The 20,013-nt window shown below is 66.9% G+C and carries 23 protein-coding genes; 12 read left to right on the plus strand and 11 right to left on the minus strand.

Going from position 1 to position 20,013, the window contains the following annotated elements; genetic code table 11:
- Nucleotides 1-8 precede the first annotated feature (8 nt).
- Nucleotides 9-803: a hypothetical protein gene (locus ACILR9_RS16925; RefSeq protein ID WP_395711124.1), complete on the minus strand. Its 795-nt coding sequence runs from the start codon at nucleotides 801-803 to the stop codon at nucleotides 9-11.
- Nucleotides 804-1,058: 255 nt separating this feature from the next.
- Between ACILR9_RS16925 and infA the strand changes: the two genes are divergently transcribed.
- The 4 genes from infA (at nucleotide 1,059) to ACILR9_RS16945 (ending at nucleotide 3,356) form a co-directional block, all read left to right on the plus strand.
- Complete coding sequence (infA, locus tag ACILR9_RS16930) at nucleotides 1,059-1,277, plus strand: translation initiation factor IF-1 (RefSeq protein ID WP_199600557.1); 219 nt, start codon at nucleotides 1,059-1,061, stop codon at nucleotides 1,275-1,277.
- 93 nt (nucleotides 1,278-1,370) lie between these two features.
- Nucleotides 1,371-1,958, plus strand: a complete 588-nt coding sequence (locus ACILR9_RS16935; RefSeq protein ID WP_395711157.1) for a Maf family protein — start codon at nucleotides 1,371-1,373, stop codon at nucleotides 1,956-1,958.
- Nucleotides 1,955-3,139, plus strand: a complete 1,185-nt coding sequence (locus tag ACILR9_RS16940; protein WP_395711125.1) for a ribonuclease E/G — start codon at nucleotides 1,955-1,957, stop codon at nucleotides 3,137-3,139. The genes ACILR9_RS16935 and ACILR9_RS16940 overlap by 4 nt, the downstream gene beginning before the upstream one ends.
- Nucleotides 3,132-3,356, plus strand: a complete 225-nt coding sequence (locus ACILR9_RS16945) for a DNA gyrase inhibitor YacG (protein WP_395711126.1) — start codon at nucleotides 3,132-3,134, stop codon at nucleotides 3,354-3,356. The genes ACILR9_RS16940 and ACILR9_RS16945 overlap by 8 nt, the downstream gene beginning before the upstream one ends.
- Before the next feature lie 178 nt (nucleotides 3,357-3,534).
- Here ACILR9_RS16945 and ACILR9_RS16950 read toward each other — a convergent pair whose 3' ends face one another.
- On the minus strand, nucleotides 3,535-3,777 hold the full coding sequence (locus ACILR9_RS16950; protein ID WP_395711127.1) for a hypothetical protein: 243 nt from the start codon (nucleotides 3,775-3,777) through the stop codon (nucleotides 3,535-3,537).
- A 235-nt stretch (nucleotides 3,778-4,012) separates the two neighbouring features.
- Here ACILR9_RS16950 and ACILR9_RS16955 point away from each other — a divergent pair, with 235 nt between their 5' ends.
- On the plus strand, nucleotides 4,013-4,723 hold the full coding sequence (locus ACILR9_RS16955) for a hypothetical protein (protein ID WP_395711128.1): 711 nt from the start codon (nucleotides 4,013-4,015) through the stop codon (nucleotides 4,721-4,723).
- 88 nt (nucleotides 4,724-4,811) lie between these two features.
- Nucleotides 4,812-5,936, plus strand: a complete 1,125-nt coding sequence (locus tag ACILR9_RS16960) for an LVIVD repeat-containing protein (protein ID WP_395711129.1) — start codon at nucleotides 4,812-4,814, stop codon at nucleotides 5,934-5,936.
- Between the two features lie 80 nt (nucleotides 5,937-6,016).
- Here ACILR9_RS16960 and ACILR9_RS16965 read toward each other — a convergent pair whose 3' ends face one another.
- The 4 genes from ACILR9_RS16965 to ACILR9_RS16980 form a co-directional block, all read right to left on the minus strand.
- Nucleotides 6,017-7,438, minus strand: coding sequence for a CoA transferase (locus ACILR9_RS16965; protein ID WP_395711130.1), 1,422 nt, complete (start codon nucleotides 7,436-7,438; stop codon nucleotides 6,017-6,019).
- Nucleotides 7,439-7,490: 52 nt separating this feature from the next.
- Complete coding sequence (locus ACILR9_RS16970) at nucleotides 7,491-8,720, minus strand: MFS transporter (protein WP_395711131.1); 1,230 nt, start codon at nucleotides 8,718-8,720, stop codon at nucleotides 7,491-7,493.
- A gap of 8 nt (nucleotides 8,721-8,728) precedes the next feature.
- Nucleotides 8,729-9,694, minus strand: coding sequence for a TIGR03619 family F420-dependent LLM class oxidoreductase (locus ACILR9_RS16975; protein ID WP_395711132.1), 966 nt, complete (start codon nucleotides 9,692-9,694; stop codon nucleotides 8,729-8,731).
- 74 nt (nucleotides 9,695-9,768) lie between these two features.
- Nucleotides 9,769-10,530, minus strand: a complete 762-nt coding sequence (locus ACILR9_RS16980) for an alpha/beta fold hydrolase (RefSeq protein ID WP_395711133.1) — start codon at nucleotides 10,528-10,530, stop codon at nucleotides 9,769-9,771.
- Nucleotides 10,531-10,740: 210 nt separating this feature from the next.
- Here ACILR9_RS16980 and ACILR9_RS16985 point away from each other — a divergent pair, with 210 nt between their 5' ends.
- From ACILR9_RS16985 to ACILR9_RS17005, 5 genes are all read left to right on the plus strand, one after another.
- The gene (locus tag ACILR9_RS16985) at nucleotides 10,741-10,947 is read left to right on the plus strand and encodes a hypothetical protein (RefSeq protein ID WP_395711134.1); all 207 of its coding nucleotides are present in this window, start codon (nucleotides 10,741-10,743) and stop codon (nucleotides 10,945-10,947) included.
- A gap of 129 nt (nucleotides 10,948-11,076) precedes the next feature.
- Nucleotides 11,077-11,343, plus strand: coding sequence for a hypothetical protein (locus ACILR9_RS16990; protein ID WP_395711135.1), 267 nt, complete (start codon nucleotides 11,077-11,079; stop codon nucleotides 11,341-11,343).
- Nucleotides 11,344-11,488: 145 nt separating this feature from the next.
- Nucleotides 11,489-11,728, plus strand: coding sequence for a hypothetical protein (locus ACILR9_RS16995; RefSeq protein WP_395711136.1), 240 nt, complete (start codon nucleotides 11,489-11,491; stop codon nucleotides 11,726-11,728).
- The gene (locus tag ACILR9_RS17000; RefSeq protein WP_395711137.1) at nucleotides 11,725-11,913 is read left to right on the plus strand and encodes a hypothetical protein; all 189 of its coding nucleotides are present in this window, start codon (nucleotides 11,725-11,727) and stop codon (nucleotides 11,911-11,913) included. Before ACILR9_RS16995 ends, ACILR9_RS17000 begins: the two co-directional genes overlap by 4 nt.
- A 129-nt stretch (nucleotides 11,914-12,042) precedes the next feature.
- A complete protein-coding gene (locus ACILR9_RS17005; RefSeq protein ID WP_395711138.1) occupies nucleotides 12,043-13,608 on the plus strand; it encodes an ABC transporter substrate-binding protein in 1,566 nt (521 codons plus the stop codon).
- Between the two features lie 220 nt (nucleotides 13,609-13,828).
- Here ACILR9_RS17005 and ACILR9_RS17010 read toward each other — a convergent pair whose 3' ends face one another.
- The 3 genes from ACILR9_RS17010 to ACILR9_RS17020 form a co-directional block, all read right to left on the minus strand.
- A complete protein-coding gene (locus ACILR9_RS17010; protein ID WP_395711139.1) occupies nucleotides 13,829-14,983 on the minus strand; it encodes a mandelate racemase/muconate lactonizing enzyme family protein in 1,155 nt (384 codons plus the stop codon).
- A 5-nt stretch (nucleotides 14,984-14,988) separates the two neighbouring features.
- Nucleotides 14,989-15,543: a DsbA family protein gene (locus ACILR9_RS17015; protein WP_395711140.1), complete on the minus strand. Its 555-nt coding sequence runs from the start codon at nucleotides 15,541-15,543 to the stop codon at nucleotides 14,989-14,991.
- Nucleotides 15,544-15,651: 108 nt separating this feature from the next.
- Nucleotides 15,652-16,716, minus strand: coding sequence for an LLM class flavin-dependent oxidoreductase (locus tag ACILR9_RS17020; protein WP_395711141.1), 1,065 nt, complete (start codon nucleotides 16,714-16,716; stop codon nucleotides 15,652-15,654).
- A 378-nt stretch (nucleotides 16,717-17,094) separates the two neighbouring features.
- Here ACILR9_RS17020 and ACILR9_RS17025 point away from each other — a divergent pair, with 378 nt between their 5' ends.
- Nucleotides 17,095-18,099, plus strand: coding sequence for a Bug family tripartite tricarboxylate transporter substrate binding protein (locus ACILR9_RS17025; protein ID WP_395711142.1), 1,005 nt, complete (start codon nucleotides 17,095-17,097; stop codon nucleotides 18,097-18,099).
- Nucleotides 18,100-18,240: 141 nt separating this feature from the next.
- Here ACILR9_RS17025 and ACILR9_RS17030 read toward each other — a convergent pair whose 3' ends face one another.
- Both ACILR9_RS17030 and ACILR9_RS17035 read right to left on the minus strand, forming a co-directional pair.
- Nucleotides 18,241-18,702 carry a helix-turn-helix domain-containing protein gene (locus ACILR9_RS17030; protein ID WP_395711143.1) on the minus strand — a complete coding sequence of 154 codons (462 nt, stop codon included), beginning with the start codon at nucleotides 18,700-18,702 and terminating at the stop codon, nucleotides 18,241-18,243.
- A 32-nt stretch (nucleotides 18,703-18,734) separates the two neighbouring features.
- Nucleotides 18,735-20,012, minus strand: a complete 1,278-nt coding sequence (locus tag ACILR9_RS17035) for a M20/M25/M40 family metallo-hydrolase (RefSeq protein ID WP_395711144.1) — start codon at nucleotides 20,010-20,012, stop codon at nucleotides 18,735-18,737.
- Nucleotide 20,013 lies beyond the last annotated feature (1 nt).

Genomic DNA, 20,013 nt, shown 5'->3' on the forward strand with positions numbered 1-20,013 from the left:
GGTGTGCCTCAGTAGCACGGCAGGAGGGGAGGCTTGCCGCAGGTCGGCTGGTTGTACGGCTGATTGTAGGCCGGCTGGTTGTAGTAGCGCTGGTAGCGCGGATCGATGTCGGGCGGCGGTGGCGCCGGCGCGCCGCCGACATATGACGACGGCGGTGGCACGTAGGGGCCGGTCGGCGAGGGGTTCGACCAGCCCGAGAAGGTGCTGGTGCCGTGCGGATCGCCGATATTGGGCGTCTCGCCCCCGGTCGTCTGATTCTGGCCGTAATAGGTAAAGCCGTTCGAGCCGAGACCCCACCACAGCGTGTCGATGAACACGGAGACCGGGCCGTCCGAGGTGCCGAGACCGCCCTCGAGCACGCGCACGTCGAAGGTCAGGCGATCCCCCTCGAGCTTGGCCGCCGTCAGCACCACCACGGCGTCGGTCACGCTGCTGCCGTCCTTGGAGAAGGCCGAGACGGTGGCGTTGGGCGGGTCCTTGGCGAAGCTGCCGGTGCGCCAGATCTCGACCATGTCGGGCGTCACCATATGGCCGACCGTGCGCACCGGGCGGCTGGTGAACAACGTCGCCGTCGGCAACACGCCGTCAAGCACCAGCTTCTGGCCGTCGAGCTTGGCGCTCTTGGCGTTGAGCACGATCAGCGCGGTCGAGTATTGCCGCTGCTGCGGAATGCCGATTGTCTTGGCCGCCGGATGGGTGATGGCGTTGGGCGGTGCGGCCGTCGTCGGCGCCGACTGCGCCGACGCAAGCGCCGGCGCCGCGAGCAGGGCAGCCAGCAGGCTGCACGTCCGAAGTGCCTTCATGTGACTGGTCCTTCCTTCCCCGGGCGTTCGCAGCCGCGTCTTCTATAGGCGAGGCATGGCCTGCTGAGAAGGGCGCGATGGTCCGCCATGGTTCGGCTCCTCGTAAGCCTCCTCGGGGCCGCCGCGTGCCGTCCGCGTTGGGCCGCAGCGCGGCTCTGTTCCACCGCGGCGTTGCCGCGCCGTAGTTGACTAAATCCCGCCTGCGGCCCATTTTCCGCCCGCTTCGTATTCCCCAAGACCCAACCCGGAGGCCGGATGGCCAAGGAAGATCTGATCGAGTTCACCGGCGTCGTGTCGGAACTGCTGCCCAACGCCATGTTCCGGGTCAAGCTCGACAACGACCACACGATTCTCGCCCACACATCGGGCAAGATGCGCAAGAACCGCATCCGCGTCTTGGCAGGCGACCGCGTCACCGTCGAGATGACGCCTTACGACCTGACCAAGGGTCGCATCACCTTCCGCTTCAAGTAGGCGTTGCGCGCGCCGACGATCCCGGCGCCTTCTGGCCCGGCGCCCCTTGGCTCTTCTCGCGCTGGTCCGCCGCCCGTTGGCCGGCCACTCGTCCTGGCCTCGGCATCGCCGCGCCGGCTCGACCTGCTGCGACAGGTCGGCATCGAGCCGGCTGTGATCGACCCCGCCGACATCGACGAGTCGCCGGAGCCGCGCGAGCTGCCGCGCCACTATGCGCTGCGCATGGCGCGGGCGAAGCTCGCCGCCGTGGCCGGCCGGCATCCCGGTGCCGTCGTGCTCACGGCGGACAGCGTCGTGGCGTGCGGCCGGCGTATCCTGCCCAAGGCCGAGAGCGACAGCCAAGCGCGCGCCTGCCTGGCTCTGTTGTCGGGGCGGCGTCATCGCGTGCTGGGTAGCGTCGCCGTCGGCGGCGCGGACGGCGCGGTGCGGACGCGGCTCGTCGAAACCGCGGTGCGCTTCAAGCGGCTCGATAAAGCCGAGATCGAGGATTACCTTCTATGCGGCGAATGGCACGGCAAGGCCGGCGGCTATGCCATCCAGGGCCGCGCCGCGCGCTTCGTGAGCTTCATCTCCGGCTCCTACAGCAACGTCGTCGGCCTGCCGCTGTTCGAGACCGTGGCGCTGCTTAAGGCGGCTGCATGCCTCGAGATTACCGCGCCCCTCAAGGTCGCTTCGCAATGAACCGTATCGATCGCCTGATCTGCCAGATCGTGCCCAAGGCCTTCCTGATGGCGCTGGTCGCCGAGGGCCGGCTTGTCGAGCTGCAGATCTCGCGCCGGGACAAGCCGACGCGCGTGGGCAGCATTTTCCTCGGCCGGCTCGAGCGAGTGATGCCCGATCTCGGCGCCGCCTTCGTCGACATCGGCATCGGCCGCTCCGGCTTCCTGCGCGCCGAGGATCGCGCCGGCGTCGACACCTGGCCGCCGCTCGGCGCCCCGGTGCTGGTCCAGGTGCGCCACGACGGCGAACCCGACAAGGGGCCGCGCCTGTCGATGAACGTCGCCATCGACGGCCGCTATCTCGTCTACCATCCGCTCGACTCGACGATCGGCTTCTCGCGCCGCATCGAGGGCGAGGCCGAGCGCGAGCGCCTGCGCGGCCATGTCGAAGGCCTGCTCGAGGGCGGTATGGTGCTGCGCACTGCCGCCACCGGAACGGGGGCCGAGCTCCTGGCCACTGATGCGGCGCAGCTCGCCGAGCGCTGGGAAGCGTTCCGCCGCCTCGCCCTCGAGATCCAGCCGCCGGCTGATCTGTCCGAGCGCGTGCCCGGTGAACGCGACCCGCTGTCGCGCATGCTGCGCGATCACGGCGCCTCGCTCGAGGAAGTCGTGCTCGACGAGCGCCAGCTCGCGCGCACCCTGCAGGACGAGTTCGATCGGCTGGGCGAGAAGATCCGCGTGCGCTGGCACAACGGGCCGATGCCGATCTTCGACATCGACGACGTGTCAGGCCAGATCGGCACGGCGCTGGCGCCGCGCATCGTGCTGGCAAGCGGCGTCGAGGTGCTGTTCGAGCCGGGCGAGACCTTGTGCGCCATCGACGTCGACAGCGCCTCCGCTGGCGGCCGCCAGGGCCGCGCGCCACGCCGCGCCGTCGACGTCAATGTCGAGGCGGCGCCCGCGATCGCCCAGCAGCTCCGCCTGCGCAACATCGCCGGCACGGTGGTGATCGACTTCGTCACCATGCGCAGCACCTACGACCGCGACAAGGTGCAGGCCGTGCTCGCCGAAGCCCTGGCCGACGATCCGGTGCCGACGCAGCTCTACGGCTTCACCCGGCTCGGCCACTTCGAGTTGACCCGCGCGCGCCGCGGCGCGACTCTGGCCGCCGAGCTGGAAGCGCTGGAGAGGGGCGATGGCTGACCGACCCGCCACGCCGCCACTGCGCGCCGTCCGCATCGCGGCCAAGTGCCCGATCTGCGGCAAGCCCGCAGACTTGAAGTACCGCCCGTTCTGCAGCAAGCGCTGCGCCGACATCGACCTCGGCCGCTGGCTGAAGGAGGGTTACCGATTCGAGACCGACGAGAACCCGGGAGACGAGGAGGCGCCAGGAGAGGGCGGCGGCGGTCGCGGCTCATGAGCCCCATGACCGGCATGTCTCGCGACCGGCATTTGTCGTCGAGCTTGAAGACGTCCGACGCCGGCGTCGCATCGCAGCCCGGCGGCCCTGCGCAGTGAAGGCGAATGGGAATGGCCGCAGCTCGACCGTGCGCGCTGCTCGCAGCGTCTTCGATGGTCTACCGTGATGAATAGGCCCGTCAGAATTCCTTTGCTCTCTGATCGGCGTAGACGATCAGTTTCCAGCGAATAGCCTCGGGCGAGGCGTGGCGATGGTGGTTCGCGGGCGGCAGGAGGTCGCCTTCGTTGGACGCGATTTCGTGGTTGCACTCCTGGCATGCGTACAGACCGGTCCAGAGTGCGACGGCGCCAGGCAGGTGCTCATCTTCGAAGGCGTCACAGGTGCTTTGCCAAAGATGGCTTTCGTTCTTGAACATCGCCATATCAACCTCCACTCGACCCCCGCGAGGGCACGGTGCTGCGACATCCATTGAATGCTCTCTCCAATGCCCGTCATCAATGCATTCGATTTTCAAAGTTCCGGCTCGTGACGGCAAATATTTTGCCGAGCCCGCGATCGGCGCCGAACAAATTGCTGATCCCGGTTTGCGTCGATGGGGTATTCTCCCGGTCCAGCCAGTCGCGAGCTGGCGATGTCCCAAGGGGAGGAACGGTGTCATGCCGCGGCATTTCGGGATCCTGGTCCCCTCGACCAACACCACGGGCGAGATCGAGTTCTGCCGCCTGCCCGCGGAGCTGCAGGTGCACACGGGCCGGCTCGGCAAAGGCGGCAGCACGGCGTTCTCGCCCAGCCTCGATGCCGACGTGGCCTATCAGGCGAAGCTGCTGGGCGACGCGCGGGTTGAGGTGATTGCGCTCGCACAAACCTCGGCGAGCCTGTTCTCCGACGACTACGACGAGGTGACGGTGAAGCGAATGACCGAGGCGTCGGGCGGCGTGCCGTCGCTCACCTCCGCCCAGGCGATCGGTCGGGCGCTGCACGCCCTCAAGGTGTCGAAGGTCGCCATGGCGACGCCCTATTCGGAAGAGGTGATCGGACGGGCGCGGCGCTACTACGAGACGAAGTACGGCATCGCCGTGGTCGCCTGGGAGAGCCTGGGCGCCGACAATGCCTACGCCATCGGCAAGATGGATGCGGGCGTAGCCGAGGCGGCGTTCCGTCGGATCGATCGGCCGGATGTCGACGCGCTGATGGTGCCGGGCGGCAACTTCCCGACCATGGACTGGATCGCCGCTTGGGAGCGTCAGTTCGGCAAGCCGGTGATCACCACCAACCAGGCGACGCTGTGGGCGGTGATGCAGACCATGAAGGTCGCCACGCCGCTTCCCGGCAAGGGCCGGCTGCTCGAGGAACTGCCTGCGGGCTGATGCCGGCGCCGACGGCCGAAACAGCCGAAGCGCCTCTCGGGTTTTTGGCGCCATAATGGTCCCGCAAGATTCTCAAAGGGGAAACGCCATGGGTCAGGGTTCCGGCATTCGCGAGATCGCCTGGGTCGATATTGCCGGCGGCGGGCAGGTCGTCCTCGACGGCAACCACGCCTATGTCGGGCACATGCAGCCACCCCACGGCACGTCGGTTCTCGACGTCTCGGATCCGGCAAATCCAAAGATGATGGCATCGATCGACATTCCGCCGGGGCTGCATTCGCACAAGGTGCGGGTCGCCAACGACATCATGGTCGTCAACCGCGAGCGCACTCGCGGCGACAAGCCGGCCGGCGATTTCGTCGGCCTGCGCATCTTCGACGTCAGCCGGCCGGGTACGCCGCGCGACATCTGCCATTGGGAGTGCGCCGGGATGGGCGTGCACCGCTTCACCTTCGACGGCCGCTACGCCTACATCTCCACCGAGCAGGAGGGCTATGTCGGCACCATCGTCATGATCCTCGACCTCCAGGACCCGACGAAGCCCGAAGAGGTCGGCCGCTGGTGGATGGAAGGCCAGTGGACCGCCGGCGGCGAGACGCCGGGCTGGAAGGCCAAGAATCACCGCTGTCACCACCCGATCCGCCGTGGCGATCGCCTGTATGTCAGCTACTGGTACGGCGGCGGCGTCATCCTCGACATCAGCGACATGACCAAGCCCAAGCTGATCTCCCACCTCGACTGGAGCCCGCCGTTCGGCTGGCCCACGCACAGCCTGGTACCGATCGACGTGCCGATTGCCGGTCATCGCTGGATGCTGGTCGCCGACGAGCATGTGCAGCCGCTCGATCCCAAGCTCTCGCCCGCGCTGCCGGCTGCGCTCTGGATGGTGAATATCACCGACGAGACCAAGCCGGTGCCGGTCACCTGCTTCCAGCTCCCCGAGCTGGTCGGCGTCGAGACGCCCCTGATGACGGCGTGCCATCAGCCCGTCGAAACCATCGTCGGCAACGAGGTTCCGGCCGCGTGGTTCGCCAACGGGCTGCGGGTTGTCGACATCAGCAATCCCCTGTCGATGAAGCAGGCCGCCTGGTGGATGCCGGACGTGCCGCCGGGCGCCGAGCGCGTCTGCAGCAATGACGTCTATGTCGACCATCGCGGCCTGATCTACATGATCGACCGCATCCGCGGCCTGTCGATCCTCGAGCGCGTGTAGCTCTGCCGTCGCGACAGTCGCTGTCTAACGGCAGCAAGGACTGGGTCTATGGCCATCGCGATGGGCCTGTGCCGACGGGGTCAGGCCGTGCCCGGCGCCGGCCAGACCGGCTCGTGATGGCCGAGCGGGACCGAGGGCCTTGCCCAGTGGGGCGGCGTTTCCGACATCCGGGCCACCGGTCGCAGATGGCGCAGCGTGCCGCCCGGCGTCTTGCTGGTCATCGACCAGCGCGCAAGCTCATCGGCGTCGAACTCCTCGGGCACGCCCGCGAGCGACGCGGCCGGCACCTCGCCGAGATCGACCAGCCACTTGCCGACCTGGGCGAGCGAGATGCGCACCAGCCAGCTGCCGCCCTCGCGCGCGCGGCGCTCCAGGGCCACCATGGCGCCGAACGCCATCAGGTAGCCGGTGCAGTAGTCGATCGCCGAGACCGGATAGAATTGCGGGCCCTTCTCCTCGGCCGGCACCAGCTCCGCCTGGCGTGCGGTGATGCCGCTCACGGTCTGCACCACGGTGTCGAAGCCCCGTCGCGCCGCCCAGGGGCCGGCATGGCCGAAGGCACTGAGCGAGACATAGACCAGGCCCGGTCGCAGCGCCGCCAGCGCCTCGGGCGAGAGACCGCGCTCGCTCAAGGTACCCGGCCGATAACCCTGCGAGAACACATCGGCCTCGGTGATCAGCCCACGCAGGGTGTCGAGATTGGCCGGCTGGCGCAGGTCGAGCTGGGCGGAGAGCTTGCCGTGGCCGGTGTCCCACTCTTGGTAGCCGAGGTTGGGCAGGTGTGCCGCGGTGATCTTCATCACCTCCGCGCCGTGCTCGGCCAGGGTGCGCGCGCAGGTCGGACCCGCGAGGACGCGGGTGATGTCGACCACACGGATGCCGGACAGAGGCCGGTCGCTGCGCGGCAGCGGTTCCGGCGCGCTGTCGCCGATGCGCACGATCTCCAGCAACGGCAAGGGCGCGATCGCGGCGGCCTGCGGATGGCCGGCCCATTCGGCCTGTGTTCGCACCATGCCGCCGGCCCCTTTGGCGGCGATGATCGCCTCCTCGAGATCGGCAGCGGTCCAGTGTGCGACGGCGCGGGCCACGGCCTCGCGATCCTCGGCCACGCCCAGCACGCCGAGGGCTGCGGCGCGATGGTTGGGAAAGTTGCAATGCAGGTAGCTCCAGCGCCCGTCCTTCGTCGGATAGCATCCCATGATGGCGTTGCGCCGATGCGGCAGCTCGCCGGCGCCCAGCTTCATGTAGGTGCCGCTGCGCAGCGACGCCGTGGCTTGGCGCAGGTCGACGCTGACCTGCTGGCGCCGCCCGGTGCGCGCTTCCCACAGCGCAGCGGCCGCCACAGCGGCGGCGGCGACCGTCGATGCCCCGGCAACGCCGATGCGGAACGGGGTCGGCAGCACAGGGTCGGTACCGCCGGTGAAGCTGGCGTCGGCGGCGCGGTCGCGTGACCAGCCGGCAAGGGGCAGGATGGAACGAAGGGCACTGTCGGCGGTCGTCATGATGTCTCCCTTTTTGCCTCGTTGCACGCGGCGTCCGGGGCATCATTTTGACTCAAACGGCATGCCGCCGTCGCTGGGCCGTCGCCATCACGAGCGCGGCGAGCGCCTGAAGCGCTGCGGTCAGCGCCAGGGCCCAGCTGTAGCCGTCCGGATCCCAGCCGCCCGGAGCGGTGCGCGGCCAAAGATCGAGGATCCAGCCAGTCGCCGCCTGGACCAGGAACGCGAGCCCCAAGGTCAGCGTGTTCACGGCCGTCGAGACCCGCCCGGTCTGCTCGGGCGGAAACATCTGGCACACCGCGACATAGCCCGCCGGGCCCGATGCGCCGAACACCGCGATCGCAAGCCAGAGCGCGAGCACGACCGCGGGATGGCTCGGCTGCAGAATGAGGATCACCTGCAGCAGCACCAGGCCGGCCAGACAGACGATCGGAACGACAAACGGCGGGAGGCCGACCGCGCTCGCCCGGCTGGCAGCGCTGCCGGTGAGCACGCTGCCCGCGACCATCGCGAAGGTGAAGAAGAACAGCACGCCGGCCCGGGTCGGTCCGTCCATGCCGGCCACATCGCGCAGCCAGGGGCCTGCCCAAAGGCCCAGGTAGACGAAGTTGAACATCGACAGCGTCGCAACCGCCGGCGCCAGCCGCCAGAAGGTCCGTGACGCGAGGATGCGCCCGCTCAACGCGATGTCGCTTCGCAGCGTTCGCTTCGGTCCCGCGACGCTGGGCTTGTCGGGTACCGACAGGAAGATCCACGTCGCCGCGCCGAGCGCCAGCAGGCACAGACCCCAGAAGATGCCGCGCCAGCCCAGCGCCGGCAGCAGTGCCTGGACGGGCGACGTGGTGAGGGCGCTGCCGAGCGCGCCGATCGCCGTCGCGATGCCGGTCACGTGCGCAACCCGGCTGCGGTCGAACCAATCGGCGTGCGCCTTGATCACCGCCATCAGGCCGGCCGAGATTCCGACGCCCAGGACGATCCGCGCCACGACGAGCCCGGCAAAGCCCGGCGACAGCGCGAAGATCGCGAAGCCCGCCGCCGCGATCAGCATCAACACGGTCTGAACGCGGCGCGCACCAAACGCATCGAGCGCGACGCCCAGCGGCAGTTGCGCAGCCGCATAGGCGGCGAACAGACAGGCCGCCAGGACACCCAGCTCGACGGCGGACAGGCCGAGCTCCACGGCGAGCACGGGACCGACGATCGTCATCACCATGCGGGCGGCCTGATTCATGACGTTTGCCGCGGCCAGCGGAAACGTCACCTTGAACAGCATGCGGGAGAGCACGCCGCGCTTCAGGCGATCTTCGACAGCACGCCGTCACGGAAGCGATGCATGTTGTCGATCGTGCCCACGAGAGTCCGATCCGCGCCATAGCCGAACAGGCGCACATCGATCGCGCCGACGCCGAGCTCCTGAAGCCGCTCGATGTCGCCCACCCAGTCGGCGTCGCCGCCGGTGAACAGCTCGGCCTCGCCGTCGATGGTCGCGCGCGGACGCACGCCGGGGCCGGAGAGCACCCGAAAGGCGAGCGCGATCTCCTTCGGGTCGCGGCCGCCGCGTTGGCAGAATGCGTGGAAGCGTTCCAGCCCCCGCTTGAAGGTCGAGACCGTGTTCATCGGGTGCTGCGGGTTCGTGCCCACGGGATACCAGCCATGGGCATACCGGACGGTGCGACGGAGCGCGGGCGCGCTTTCCCCGCCCACCCAGATCGGGATCGGCTTCTGCACCGGCTTGGGCGTGAAGACCACATCGTCGAACTTCACATACTTGCCGGCGAATTTCGGCGCCTCCGCGGTCCACAGTTCCTGGCACGCTGCCATCCATTCGTCGGTCACGTTGCCCCGATCGTCGAACGGGGCGGCGCCGATTGCCTCGAACTCCTCGCGGCACCAGCCGACACCGATGCCCAAGGTCAGCCGGCCCTTGGAGAGGTAGTCGATGGTCGACAGCACCTTGGCGGTCAGCACGGCCGGACGGTGCGGCACCACCATGACCGACAGCACGAAGCGCAGCTTCCTGGTCAGCCCGGCGACGAAGGCCGCGGTCGTGAGCTGCTCGAGCCACGCGGCCGAAGCGCCCGCCGGGAACTCGCCGGTCCCGGTGTAAGGATACTTCGAGTGCAGGTTGCGAGGCACCATGATGTGGTCGCTGATCGTGACGTAGTCGAAGCCCAGCGCCTCCCCTTCGGTGACGATCCGGATCAGGCTGTCGGGCTCGATCAGCGGACCTGTGGTGGGCGCATTGAAGCCGATCTGCATGACGTTCTCCTCCTGCGGGCGAAAGGTTGGACCGGCGCGAACCCGCCTCTGCGACGTCAGGCTAGGCGAGGCGGCTACTGCGCCGCCGCCCTCATCGGAAGGTGCGACTTGAGGAACGTACGCACGCGGTCGATCGTGCGGACCTTGAGGTCCGGCGGCTCGCGCCACGGGAAGACCGTGATCTCGGCGTTGGGCGCGAGCGACGCAACGTCGATCGAGGTCTGCAGCGGATGCGACGCCGTGTCGTCCGGCAGGACCAGGAGCGGCGTGCGGCAGCCGGCGATGAAGTCGCGCGGCACGCTGTAGAGGAAATCAGGCTGCATGCGATAGAGGCTGTGGAAGTATTTTTCGATCGTCTCCGCCGACACCTCGGGCCGGCGTTCGCGGAAATCGCCGAGCCAGTTCTGCCGGCTGTGTCGATCCATGACATCAGGGTCTTCGGGCCGATGGCCCACGGTCTGGCAGAACACGGCGGCCACCACGCGGCGCGGTGCACGCTGCAGCAGCTTGCCGGCGAAGCAGCCGCCGATGCAGTAGCCCATGAAGAAGAATTCGCGGATCCCGAGATGGTCCATCAGCCCGAGCTGGTCGTCGGCGAAGGCGTCCCACGCATTGTCGACCGGGACCGGACCGGTGGACTCGCCGCCATTGGCATTGCGCTGGTCCATGGTGATGCAGCGGAAGTCGTTCTTGAACTCTGCCATCGCATTGATGACGGCCGTCTGCCAGTTGCTGATGCGCGAATTCAATCCGCCGCCTGGGACGACCAGCAGCGGGAAGCCCGAGCCGGTCTCCTCGTAGCGGATGCGGACGTCACCCTTCCGATAGAACGGCATGGAACTCTCCCAAGAACGGCGAACCTGTCTTCGAAGTTACCCTACGGACACCATTTCGCCCAAACCGGTTTCCAGATCGGCAGTCATGAGCAACCTGTCGTGGTTCCCTTCCGGGATGCGGCACGACACTGACGATACCCCGACATTCCCCATTGAAACCCGCTGAGGGTGCAAAGGACGACATGCCGGGGCCATTGAATGGGGGCTGACATGCTTGACGTTACGGACCTGCTCGAGCGCGCCAAGACGGACAGGGAGCGCGCCGCCCGGACGCGAGCGAAGGCCGCACGGCTCACGGGACTGTGCGATCGGCTTCAAGTCCGTGAAGGAGCAGTGGTGCTCGATCGGCGGGCGACGGTGCTCGAGGCAATGGCAAACCGGCAGATGGTGACACTCGCTCGCCAATGGCGGCGCTGAAGCCGCCAACCCGGTGCCTGCCCGGCAGTCCTGTCAGCGACATGATGAACGCGCCGCAATCGCAGCCGCCCATGGCGCTGCGGTCGAACTCCTGCGGCGTGCCGTCGGGGGCAGACGACCACGCATCGAATGTGCGACAACTTCTTCTGTCCGGAGCTCACTTGGCAGGATGTGAAGGAGATCGACGTCGTGTTCTGGATGGCGGTGTTTCTCTTGCTGGTCGGCATATCGCTCGGCGCGTGGTGCGTCCTTGCCGGCGGCCTGGTGAGGACCAACCCATGGCGGTCGGTCCGTCATCCCGGGCCCGGCGAGGCACGGCGCGCTTGCACCGCAGCCCTCGTCATGACGGGGCTGGCGGGAGTGGCAGGCATCGGCGCCTACTTGCGGGGGCGCTGACGCAGCCTTGTTCAGGCCACCGCCTCAACCTCGGCTGATCGGCAAGCCGGTTGGCCCGGCAGGCTCCCGGCGTTCAAGACTCAGGCGTGACGATCGGACATGTGCGATGATGGTCGCCAGTTGGTCGCGTGGCGGAGTTTGCGTAATGAAAGAAGCCGATGAGCTTGTCGAGCAGGTAGCCGAGGCGATCTACGATGCGCCGGGACCAGATGGCGGCAGTATCGCCGCCTACATTTCAGACAGCGCCCGCATCGACGCACGCACCCACGCGGAGTTGGTAAAAGGGGTGATGGACGTCTGCCGATGCGCGGCCCGTGCGGCCTTGGCGGCGATACCCGGCGACGCGCAGAAGCCTGCATCCAGGCTCGAGCCGAATGGGACATGAACGCGTTTCGCATGGATGGCTCGGTGGCGGGCGTGCTCCATCGCGGCACCTGGCACGCGCTGCGGCGTTTTCCGATCGGCGCTGCGCTGATCGACATCGTCCTGCTCACCGGACGCGACGCCCAGGCCGAGCTCGAGCGCCAGGCGCGCGACGGCTCCCTGCCTCGGCTGTGGTGCACGGCGTGACCTTCCGCGCGGTCGGCCTCTCGTGCGTTGCGGGCAGCCGATTGCCGCCCCGCGGGCCGTCGGCGGGCTTGACCGCGAGAGGCTGGCGACCTTCACTGCAGTGAAGATGAATCTGTAGGGAGGCTGCCCATGCTGCGTCGTTCATGTCTCGCTCTGTCGGCCCTTCTGCTGGCTGGACCAGCGCTGGCGCAGCAGCTCGGGACGCTCAAGGTGGTGATGCATTCGGACCTCAAGATCATCGATCCGGTCTGGACCACCGCCTACATCGTGCGCAACCACGGCTACCTGATCTACGACCAGCTGTTCGCGCTCGATGCCAAGCTCGAGCCGCAGCCGCAGATGGTCGAGAGCTGGACGGTGAGCGACGACAAGCTCACCTGGACCTTCAAGCTGCGCGACGGGCTCAGGTGGCACGACGGAACCCCCGTCACCTCGGCCGACGTCCTGCCCTCGATCAAGCGGTTCACCGACAAGGACGTGCAGGGAGGCCTGCTCGCCAAGGTGACGCAGTCGATGAACGCGGTCGACGACCGCACGTTCAGAATCGTGCTCAAGGAGCCCTTCGGCCTGGTGTTGAAGACGCTCGCCAAGACGGCGTCGGTGCCGCTTTTCGTCATGCCCAAGAGGGTCGCCGAGCTGCCGATCAGCCAGCAGATCGCCGACACCACGGGCTCGGGCCCATTCATCTTCAAGAAGGATGAATGGAAGCCGGGCGAGAAGGTCGTCTATGTCCGCAATCCCGACTACAAGCCGCGCAGCGAGCTGCCGTCGAGCCTGGCCGGAGGCAAGGTCGCCAAGCTCGACCGCGTCGAATGGATCTCCATCCCCGACGGCCAGACCGCGGTCAATGCGCTGATCTCGGGCGAGATCGACATGATCGAGACGGTGGCGCACGACCTGCTGCCGGTGCTGGAGAAGGACAAGAACGTCGACATCCGCATCCCCGACCATCTGGGCAGCACCTACGTGCTGCGTTTCAACTGGAAGCAGCCGCCGTTCGACAATCTCAAGGTCCGCCGTGCCGCCGAGTATGCCTTGAACCAGCTCGACTTCCTGAAGGCCAATATCGGCGATCCGCGCTACTTCAAGGAATGCAAGGCAATGTTCGGCTGCGGCGCGACGTTCGAGACAACCGCCGGCTCGGACGGCATCCTGCAATCGAACTTCGAGGAGTCGCGGAAGCTCCTCAAGGAAGCGGGCTACGACGGCAAGCCGATCGTCGTGCTGCAGACCACCGACATCAACACCCACATCAACCTCGCGCCGGTCGCCAAGAGCCTGCTGGAGAAGGGCGGCTTCAAGGTCGACGTGCAGTCGATGGACTGGCAGACCCAGGTCACGCGCCGTGCCAAGAAGGACCCGGTCGACAAAGGCGGCTGGAACATCTCGATGACCGCGGCGGCGACGGTCCTGCTCTCCGACCCGATCGTCAACCACTACACCGAGGCGACCGGCGACCGCGCGCAGTTCGGCTGGCCAATCGACGAGGAGATCGAGAAGCTGCGCATGGCGTTCGCGGGCAGCAACGATCCCAGGCAGCAGCGCGAGCTCGCCGAGAAGGTGCAGAAGCGGGTGCTCGACCTCGGCATCACCGTGCCGCTCGGCCAGTTCGTGCAGCCTTCGGCAAGCCGCAAGTCGGTCACCGGCACCGTCGCCTCGCCGGTCACGGTATTCTGGAACATGGAGAAGAAATAGCCGGCGTCCCGGGACAGTCGCACAGAGGCACGCTCTTCATTCTCCTCCCCGGCTTGGCGGAGGAGATGATCCGTCATACGGGGGCGGAGGGGGCGGAAGTCATGATTCATGGTTCCTCCGTCGCCGTAAGACGGCGACACCCCAGGCTATCCCATGAAACGGGAAGCCTCTCGCGCAGAGCATCGAGCCGATCGTTCGAGCATGAGCTTCGCCCGCACCCTCACCAGTCCTGTACCGACCCATCCCGTCCGATCGGCGGCTCGGTCACCACGTCGCGCAGCCCGAGCCGCGCCAGGGCGGTGTCGTTCAGCTCGATGCCGAGGCCCGGCGCATCCGGGACCTCGAGGTAGCCGTCCTTCAACGCCAAAGGCTGCACGACCATGTCGCGCTTGGGCGGATCCGATTCGCCAGTGTATTCCTGCAGCGCGAAGTTCGGAATGCACGCGTCGAGCTGCACGCAGGCCGCCGTCGAGATCGGCGACAGAGGATTGTGCGGGATCACCTTGACGTGGTGGGCTTCGGCCATTGCCGCCACCTTCTTGCTCCCGGTGAGCCCCATGCAGAGGCAGACGTCGGGCCGGACGTAGGAACAGCCGTTGTTCGCCAGCAGCTCCTGGAACTGAAAGATCGACGAGAAGCGCTCGCCCGTCGCCACCGGCAACCCGCTCCGTGCCTGCACGTCGCCCATCATCGCCGGACTGTCGGGCAGCATCGGATCTTCATAGAAGTACGGATGGAATCTTTGCAGGCGCTGTCCGAGCGCAATCGATTCGGCCGGGTTCATCTGGCGGTGCAGCTCGATGCAGATGTCGGCGTCGCCCTGGAGCGCCTCGTGCACCGCGCCGACGCGCCGCTCGGCTTCGCTCACCCATTCCTCGAAGGATTTGCGCAGATGATAGTCGGCCGCGAAAGGCGAGAAGCGGATCGCCGTGAAGCCCTGGCGCTTCTTGGCCACGGCATCGGCCACCAGCTCGTCGAGCGTGTTGCCCTTCGCGTGCATGTAGCAGCGCACGCGGTCGCGCGTCTTGCCGCCCATCAGCTCGTAGATCGGCACGCCGTAGCGCTTGGCCTTGATGTCCCACAGCGCGATGTCGATCGCCGAGATGGCGCCGCCGACCAGCGCGCCCATGAAGTGCGAGTGCCGCTGCAGCGCCTGCGCGTGATGCTCGATCGTCGAGGGATCGCGTCCCACGAGATACGACTTCATCGCGTCGATCATGGCGGCGGTCGGCCGAGGCCAGCCGTGCACCCCCGCCTCGCCGGTGCCAACCGTGCCGTCCTCGCAATGGATGCGCAGCAGGCACCAGCGCTCGATCAGGAACGTCTCGAGCTTTTCGATCCTGGTCGGGGGCAGGTTGCTGAGGCGCGTGGTCATTGGGATCAAGCGGGCAGGCGAGACGCCCAATCGGCGATGGAATCGCCACTGCTCATGTCGACCCGGACCAGCCCGTCGATCATGAAGGTCGGCGACACATGGATCCCGTTCTGCCGGGCGTACTTGCAGTGCCACTTGATTTCGCGGTCGAGGTCGGGGATCGCAAAGGCCGCGGCCAGCTCGAGGCCGCTGTAGCGCTCGATGCGCCGGATGATCCCGTTGGGCGTCGTCTCGAGATTCGGCCCGCCGCAATGGCGATCGAACTCGAACTCCACGCGGTGGGCGGCGACTGCCGCCATGACGGATTTCGCCGCGGCCTTGCCCGTTGCCAGGGTAGAGGCTGCCAGGATGCAGCGTACGATGACGCCCGAGTACATGTGCCAGGGCTGCGATTGAAGTCGCAGCTTGACGGTGAGGCGGTCCTCTCCGACCTGGTCGAGCAGCCCGTCGAGCTTGCCGAAGGCCTTGACCGAAAACGGGCAGGTTGGCTCCAGGAACACCTCGAGGACGGTGGGGCCATGGCCCCAGACGAGCGGATCGGCGCGCCAACTGTTGTTCATGCGATTTTTCCTTTCATGGAGGACCCGATGACGACGAGCGTAGATCGGCCGCCCGGCGCGCACGAGATCGACGAACTGCTTCGTGCCGAAGCCGCAGGGACGCTTGCGTCAGACACCGGCGATCACGTCAGCCCATTCCTCCAGCATCCCGGGATGGCCATGGCGAATGTGGATCGAGAAGTCGGTGTAGCCGGCACCCTGCAGCTCGCGCAGCCGGTCGCGGATCGTCGGCCTGGTGCCGGTGATGGTCACGGCGCGAATCAGCTCGGGGGTGCAGACCTGATGCTCCTCCGGGCGCAGGAACATCAGGTGGCCGCGGTGGTTCTCCAGGTAGCGCGCGTCGGCCGGCTCGTAACGCTCGTAGATCCTGCGATATTGCTCGACCAGGGGCGACAGCGCCGGCGGGACGCCGCGACCGAAATTGCCGAACTGCTCGGCCTCGACCAGATTGTGCAAGGCGACGGTGGCGTGCGGGCCGGCCTGCGCGCGGGCGCGCGGGCTGTCGAACGGCTCGCCGTCGGCCAGCACGCAGCCGCCGCAGAAGGCGGTGACGACCTGCGTTGCCGGGTCGATGCCGGCCGAGCGCCATGCGGCCTGCATGGCCGCGACAGAGGCCTTCGCCGCATCGATGGGACCGACGGCGTTGATCCAATGGGCGCCGAGCTCGGCCGTCAGCGCGCGGGCGCGCGGGCCCAATGCGGAGATGTGCAGCGGGATCGGGTCGCGGTTGTTGACCACGCCGACATCGAGGCTCAGGAAGCGCATCTTGCGCCGGGCGCCCTCGAGCTCCCATTCCACCGTCTCGCCGGCGATCAGCCGCTGCACCTCGTCGATGTAGCGCCGCATGTCGGCCAGCCGCACCGGACCGAGCCCCATGGTGCGCCGGGCGGTGAAGCCGGTCGAGATGCCGAAGTCGATACGTCCCGGCGCGAGCGCATTGAGCGACATGAGGCCGCTGGCCGCGACCGGGGCGATGCGGTTCGTCGGGATCAGCACGCCGGTTCCCAGGCGGATTTTGGACGTCGTCACAGCGGCCGCGCCCATGGCGACGAAGATCTCCGCGTTGAGCAATTGCGTGTCGTAGAACCAGGCGCGGGTGAAGCCCAGCTCCTCGGCGCGCTTCACCACCTTCCAGGAATCCGCCGCGGTGGCGAGATTGATGCCGTACTCCATGCCGCGACCTTCCCGATGGCGGAACCCGTTGTCAAATCGGCGACTCATTCCCGCTTGGTGTCGCGCCGACTCATCGGGATGATCCGGGACAATCTCTGCACCATGCATCGCGCCCGGTCGTTCGACGACAGGACCCGCTGCCGCGAGCTGCGCCGCACGCCGGCGCTCGACCTGCCGCTGCCGGCTTCGGTCCAGGCGTCCGCATCACGAGGAGGTTCATTGCCAGGAGCGCGGCACTCCGTGCCGCGTTCTGAGCTGCGGCGGGGATGTCCGCTGGCAAGTCAGCCGATGGGTTGCGCATACCGCCGGCATAGGCCTTTAATGGCCTGACCATTGAAGCCCCCTGAGGGGACCAGCATGAGGGACGAAGCGCAAGCCATGACGTCAATTCACCGCCGCCGGATTGCGGGATTGCTCGGTCTGTTTCCCGCCATCCTGCCTGCGGCCACCCTGCTCGCCGCGGCCGGCGCCTCGGCACAGCAGGACTACCCCAGCAAGCCGGTCACCATCGTCGTTCCCTTCACGGCAGGCGGCGCGACCGACCTGTCGGCGCGGGTCATTGCCCAGCTTCTCTCCAGGGAACTCGGCCAGCCCTTCGTGGTGATGAACCGTGCGGGCGCCAGCGGCATGATCGGGATGGCAAGCGTCGCCAGCGCGGCCCCCGACGGCTACACGCTTGGCTGGGGCGGCAACAGCCCGATGTCCGTGGCGCCGCATCTCATCAAGAGCCCACCTTACGATCCGTTGAAGAGCTTCGCCCCGGTCGGTCTCGCAGCGATCTCGTCATGGGTCATGGTGATCCGGCCTGGCCTGCCAGTTTCCAGCGTCGCGGACTTGATCGCGCTTGCGAAGGCGCAACCGGGCAAGCTCACTTTTGCCTCCGCCGGCAACGGCAGTGCGCCCCATCTCATGGGCGAGGTGTTCAAGGCTGCGGCCGGCATCGATATGCTGCACGTGCCTTACAAGGGCGAGATCGACGGCCTGAATGCGCTCGCGGCTGACCAGGTCGACATGATGATGGGCGCGACATCGACGTCCTCCGCTCTCATGAAGTCCGGCAAGCTGAAAGGTCTTGCCGTGACGACCCCGACGCGCGATCCGGCCGTGCCGGACACCCCGACCGTCGCCGAGGCGGGCGTGCCCGAATTGACCTTCGAGATCTTCTTCGGCCTCGTGGCGCCCGCCGGCACGCCGCGACCCGTCATCGACAAGCTCGCGGCGGCGCTCGCGCGTGCCGTGGCCGATCCGTCGTATCGGGAGGCCATGGAGAAGGCTGGCATTCGCGCGACCAGCAGCACCTCCGAGCAACTTGCGGCCCTGCTGGAGCGCCATAACCGCCAGTGGCTCGCCATCATCGCACGCAACAACATCACGTCGAACTGACTGACGGCAACGAACCATTCCAGAGGGCCCCGACGCGCGTTCTTCTTCAGGGGTCCGTGGGCGTACCTCGTCCACTCGGCAAGATGCACTTGGGAGGGCTTGCAGTGCGCAGACGAACCACACCGATGGCAGTGCCTCGGGTCAGACCTTGCTTCCCTTGCGACTGACCAAGACCTCAGCCTGGCCAGTTGCGCCCACCGCCTTGACCAGCTCAAATATGCGATTGCGCACTTCGTCTTCGCGAATCTTGTAATACGCACGCACCAGCTCAAGCGTCTCACGTTTAACGAGCGGATCCTTCTCTAGATCAAGTGGCACACCGGCCTCTCCGCCCCTCTTGCGGCCACGTGCAGTCGTCGAGCGCCCCGACCGCACCGTCGACGGCATCTCGTCGAAGAAATACGACACCGGTACGTCCAGCACTCTGGCAAACTCGTAGAGCCGGCTGGCGCCGATGCGATTCGAGCCGCGCTCGTATTTTTGGATCTGTTGGAACGTGAGACCAACGGCATTGCCCAGGCTCGTTTGGCTCATGCCGAGAAGCGCGCGCCGCTGACGCACGCGTGTGCCGACATGAACATCAACAGGAAGCTGCTTTCCCAAGGTCGAATCCCCCATTCCGAGCGCGTTACGGCCTACGTGTTCGTCTCGGCCACGACGTCATCTGTGAGATAGTCGTAAATCGAGGCCAGTTGCGTCTTGATCACCGCGATCCACTCATCGATGTCGGTATGCTCGTCAGGCATCGCTACATTGGTTGCTGTGGTACCGTAGCTGAATGCAGGAACCCCGGCGTACCTCCACAGCCGTGCATCGGTCCCAGCCAAGCTCGTGATCGGCAACGCGTCGATGCCGGCAATCGCTTTCGCGTTCCGTCGGATGTGTTGGACGAGCTCGTGATCGGGGTCCGACCAGGCCGGTCTTGCCGAATCCATAGCAACGTCCATCTTCACCTGCGGATAGCGCTCCAGGATTTCGCGAATCCTGGCTAGCACCGGCTCCTTGGTCATGCCGAACGGCAAACGGATGTCGGCTTCGACCCGACAGTGGCCCGGCAACATGTTAACCAACGTGCCGCCGTCGAAGATGCCGATGTTGAGCGTTATCTTCCCCATGATGTCGGCAGCCCCCGCCGCGTGCACGCGATCGATCTCGGCGGCCCCGACGGCAAGGGACCTGGCGACGGGAGCGGGCAGATCGACCGGTATGTCGCAAACGGCTTCGAGGTCGGCGATCAGCCGAGCCGCAATCTTGATCGCACTCTCGCTCTTGTGAGTGTAGGCAGCGTGTGCGCCCGGTGTCTCGACCGTAAAGGTGATCCACAATGGAGCCTTTTCGCCGATGCGAATCGTCGTGGGAGCGCCGGGCTCGGCGTTGAGACAACAATCGCCGATCACCTCCGGATGGTGCTCCATGAGATAGCGCGCGCCCCACGGACCGAATGTCTCCTCGTCGGAAACAGCCGTTAGCGTAAGCCGGCCCCTGAGCTGGTCGCGAATGGCGTGGAGGTAGGCGAAAGCGAAGACCATCGACGCCGTGCCCTGCTTCATGTCGCTGCAGCCGACGCCGTACACTCGGCCGTCGACGATCTCTCCGCCCCAGGGATCGTGGGTCCAGTCCTCTTCGCGCGACAGGGGGAAGACATCGATATGTCCATTGAGAACCAGGTGCTTGCCCGGTGCATTGCCATCGAAGCTGGCCACGATATTCGGCATCGAGGGATTCGGCGCGATCGTCTTGTAGGTCACCCGGCGCTCGTCGAGGAAACGCGAAATGCAGGACGCTGCCTCCCTGGTATCCCCCGGTGGGTTGGGGCTTCTGGCACGCACGAAGTCGCTGAGAAACCGCGTGAGAAGCGCGCGATCCTCGTCGATTTGTCGAAGCAGCTGTTGCTTCACGTCCGCGTGCGACATG

Origin of the sequence: Reyranella sp., from assembly GCF_044224635.1 — a bacterium.
Taxonomy (GTDB): Bacteria; Pseudomonadota; Alphaproteobacteria; order Reyranellales; family Reyranellaceae; genus Reyranella.

Coding starts and splice junctions, on each gene's coding strand:
- ACILR9_RS16925 (WP_395711124.1), bottom strand. CDS start 803: ATGAAGGCACTTCGGACGTGCAGCCTGCTGGCTGCCCTGCTCGCGGCG.
- infA (WP_199600557.1), top strand. CDS start 1,059: ATGGCCAAGGAAGATCTGATCGAGTTCACCGGCGTCGTGTCGGAACTG.
- ACILR9_RS16940 (WP_395711125.1), top strand. CDS start 1,955: ATGAACCGTATCGATCGCCTGATCTGCCAGATCGTGCCCAAGGCCTTC.
- ACILR9_RS16945 (WP_395711126.1), top strand. CDS start 3,132: ATGGCTGACCGACCCGCCACGCCGCCACTGCGCGCCGTCCGCATCGCG.
- ACILR9_RS16950 (WP_395711127.1), bottom strand. CDS start 3,777: ATGGCGATGTTCAAGAACGAAAGCCATCTTTGGCAAAGCACCTGTGAC.
- ACILR9_RS16955 (WP_395711128.1), top strand. CDS start 4,013: ATGCCGCGGCATTTCGGGATCCTGGTCCCCTCGACCAACACCACGGGC.
- ACILR9_RS16960 (WP_395711129.1), top strand. CDS start 4,812: ATGGGTCAGGGTTCCGGCATTCGCGAGATCGCCTGGGTCGATATTGCC.
- ACILR9_RS16965 (WP_395711130.1), bottom strand. CDS start 7,438: ATGACGACCGCCGACAGTGCCCTTCGTTCCATCCTGCCCCTTGCCGGC.
- ACILR9_RS16975 (WP_395711132.1), bottom strand. CDS start 9,694: ATGCAGATCGGCTTCAATGCGCCCACCACAGGTCCGCTGATCGAGCCC.
- ACILR9_RS16980 (WP_395711133.1), bottom strand. CDS start 10,530: ATGCCGTTCTATCGGAAGGGTGACGTCCGCATCCGCTACGAGGAGACC.
- ACILR9_RS16985 (WP_395711134.1), top strand. CDS start 10,741: ATGCTTGACGTTACGGACCTGCTCGAGCGCGCCAAGACGGACAGGGAG.
- ACILR9_RS16990 (WP_395711135.1), top strand. CDS start 11,077: ATGTGCGACAACTTCTTCTGTCCGGAGCTCACTTGGCAGGATGTGAAG.
- ACILR9_RS16995 (WP_395711136.1), top strand. CDS start 11,489: ATGAAAGAAGCCGATGAGCTTGTCGAGCAGGTAGCCGAGGCGATCTAC.
- ACILR9_RS17000 (WP_395711137.1), top strand. CDS start 11,725: ATGAACGCGTTTCGCATGGATGGCTCGGTGGCGGGCGTGCTCCATCGC.
- ACILR9_RS17005 (WP_395711138.1), top strand. CDS start 12,043: ATGCTGCGTCGTTCATGTCTCGCTCTGTCGGCCCTTCTGCTGGCTGGA.
- ACILR9_RS17010 (WP_395711139.1), bottom strand. CDS start 14,983: ATGACCACGCGCCTCAGCAACCTGCCCCCGACCAGGATCGAAAAGCTC.
- ACILR9_RS17015 (WP_395711140.1), bottom strand. CDS start 15,543: ATGAACAACAGTTGGCGCGCCGATCCGCTCGTCTGGGGCCATGGCCCC.
- ACILR9_RS17020 (WP_395711141.1), bottom strand. CDS start 16,716: ATGGAGTACGGCATCAATCTCGCCACCGCGGCGGATTCCTGGAAGGTG.
- ACILR9_RS17025 (WP_395711142.1), top strand. CDS start 17,095: ATGACGTCAATTCACCGCCGCCGGATTGCGGGATTGCTCGGTCTGTTT.
- ACILR9_RS17035 (WP_395711144.1), bottom strand. CDS start 20,012: ATGTCGCACGCGGACGTGAAGCAACAGCTGCTTCGACAAATCGACGAG.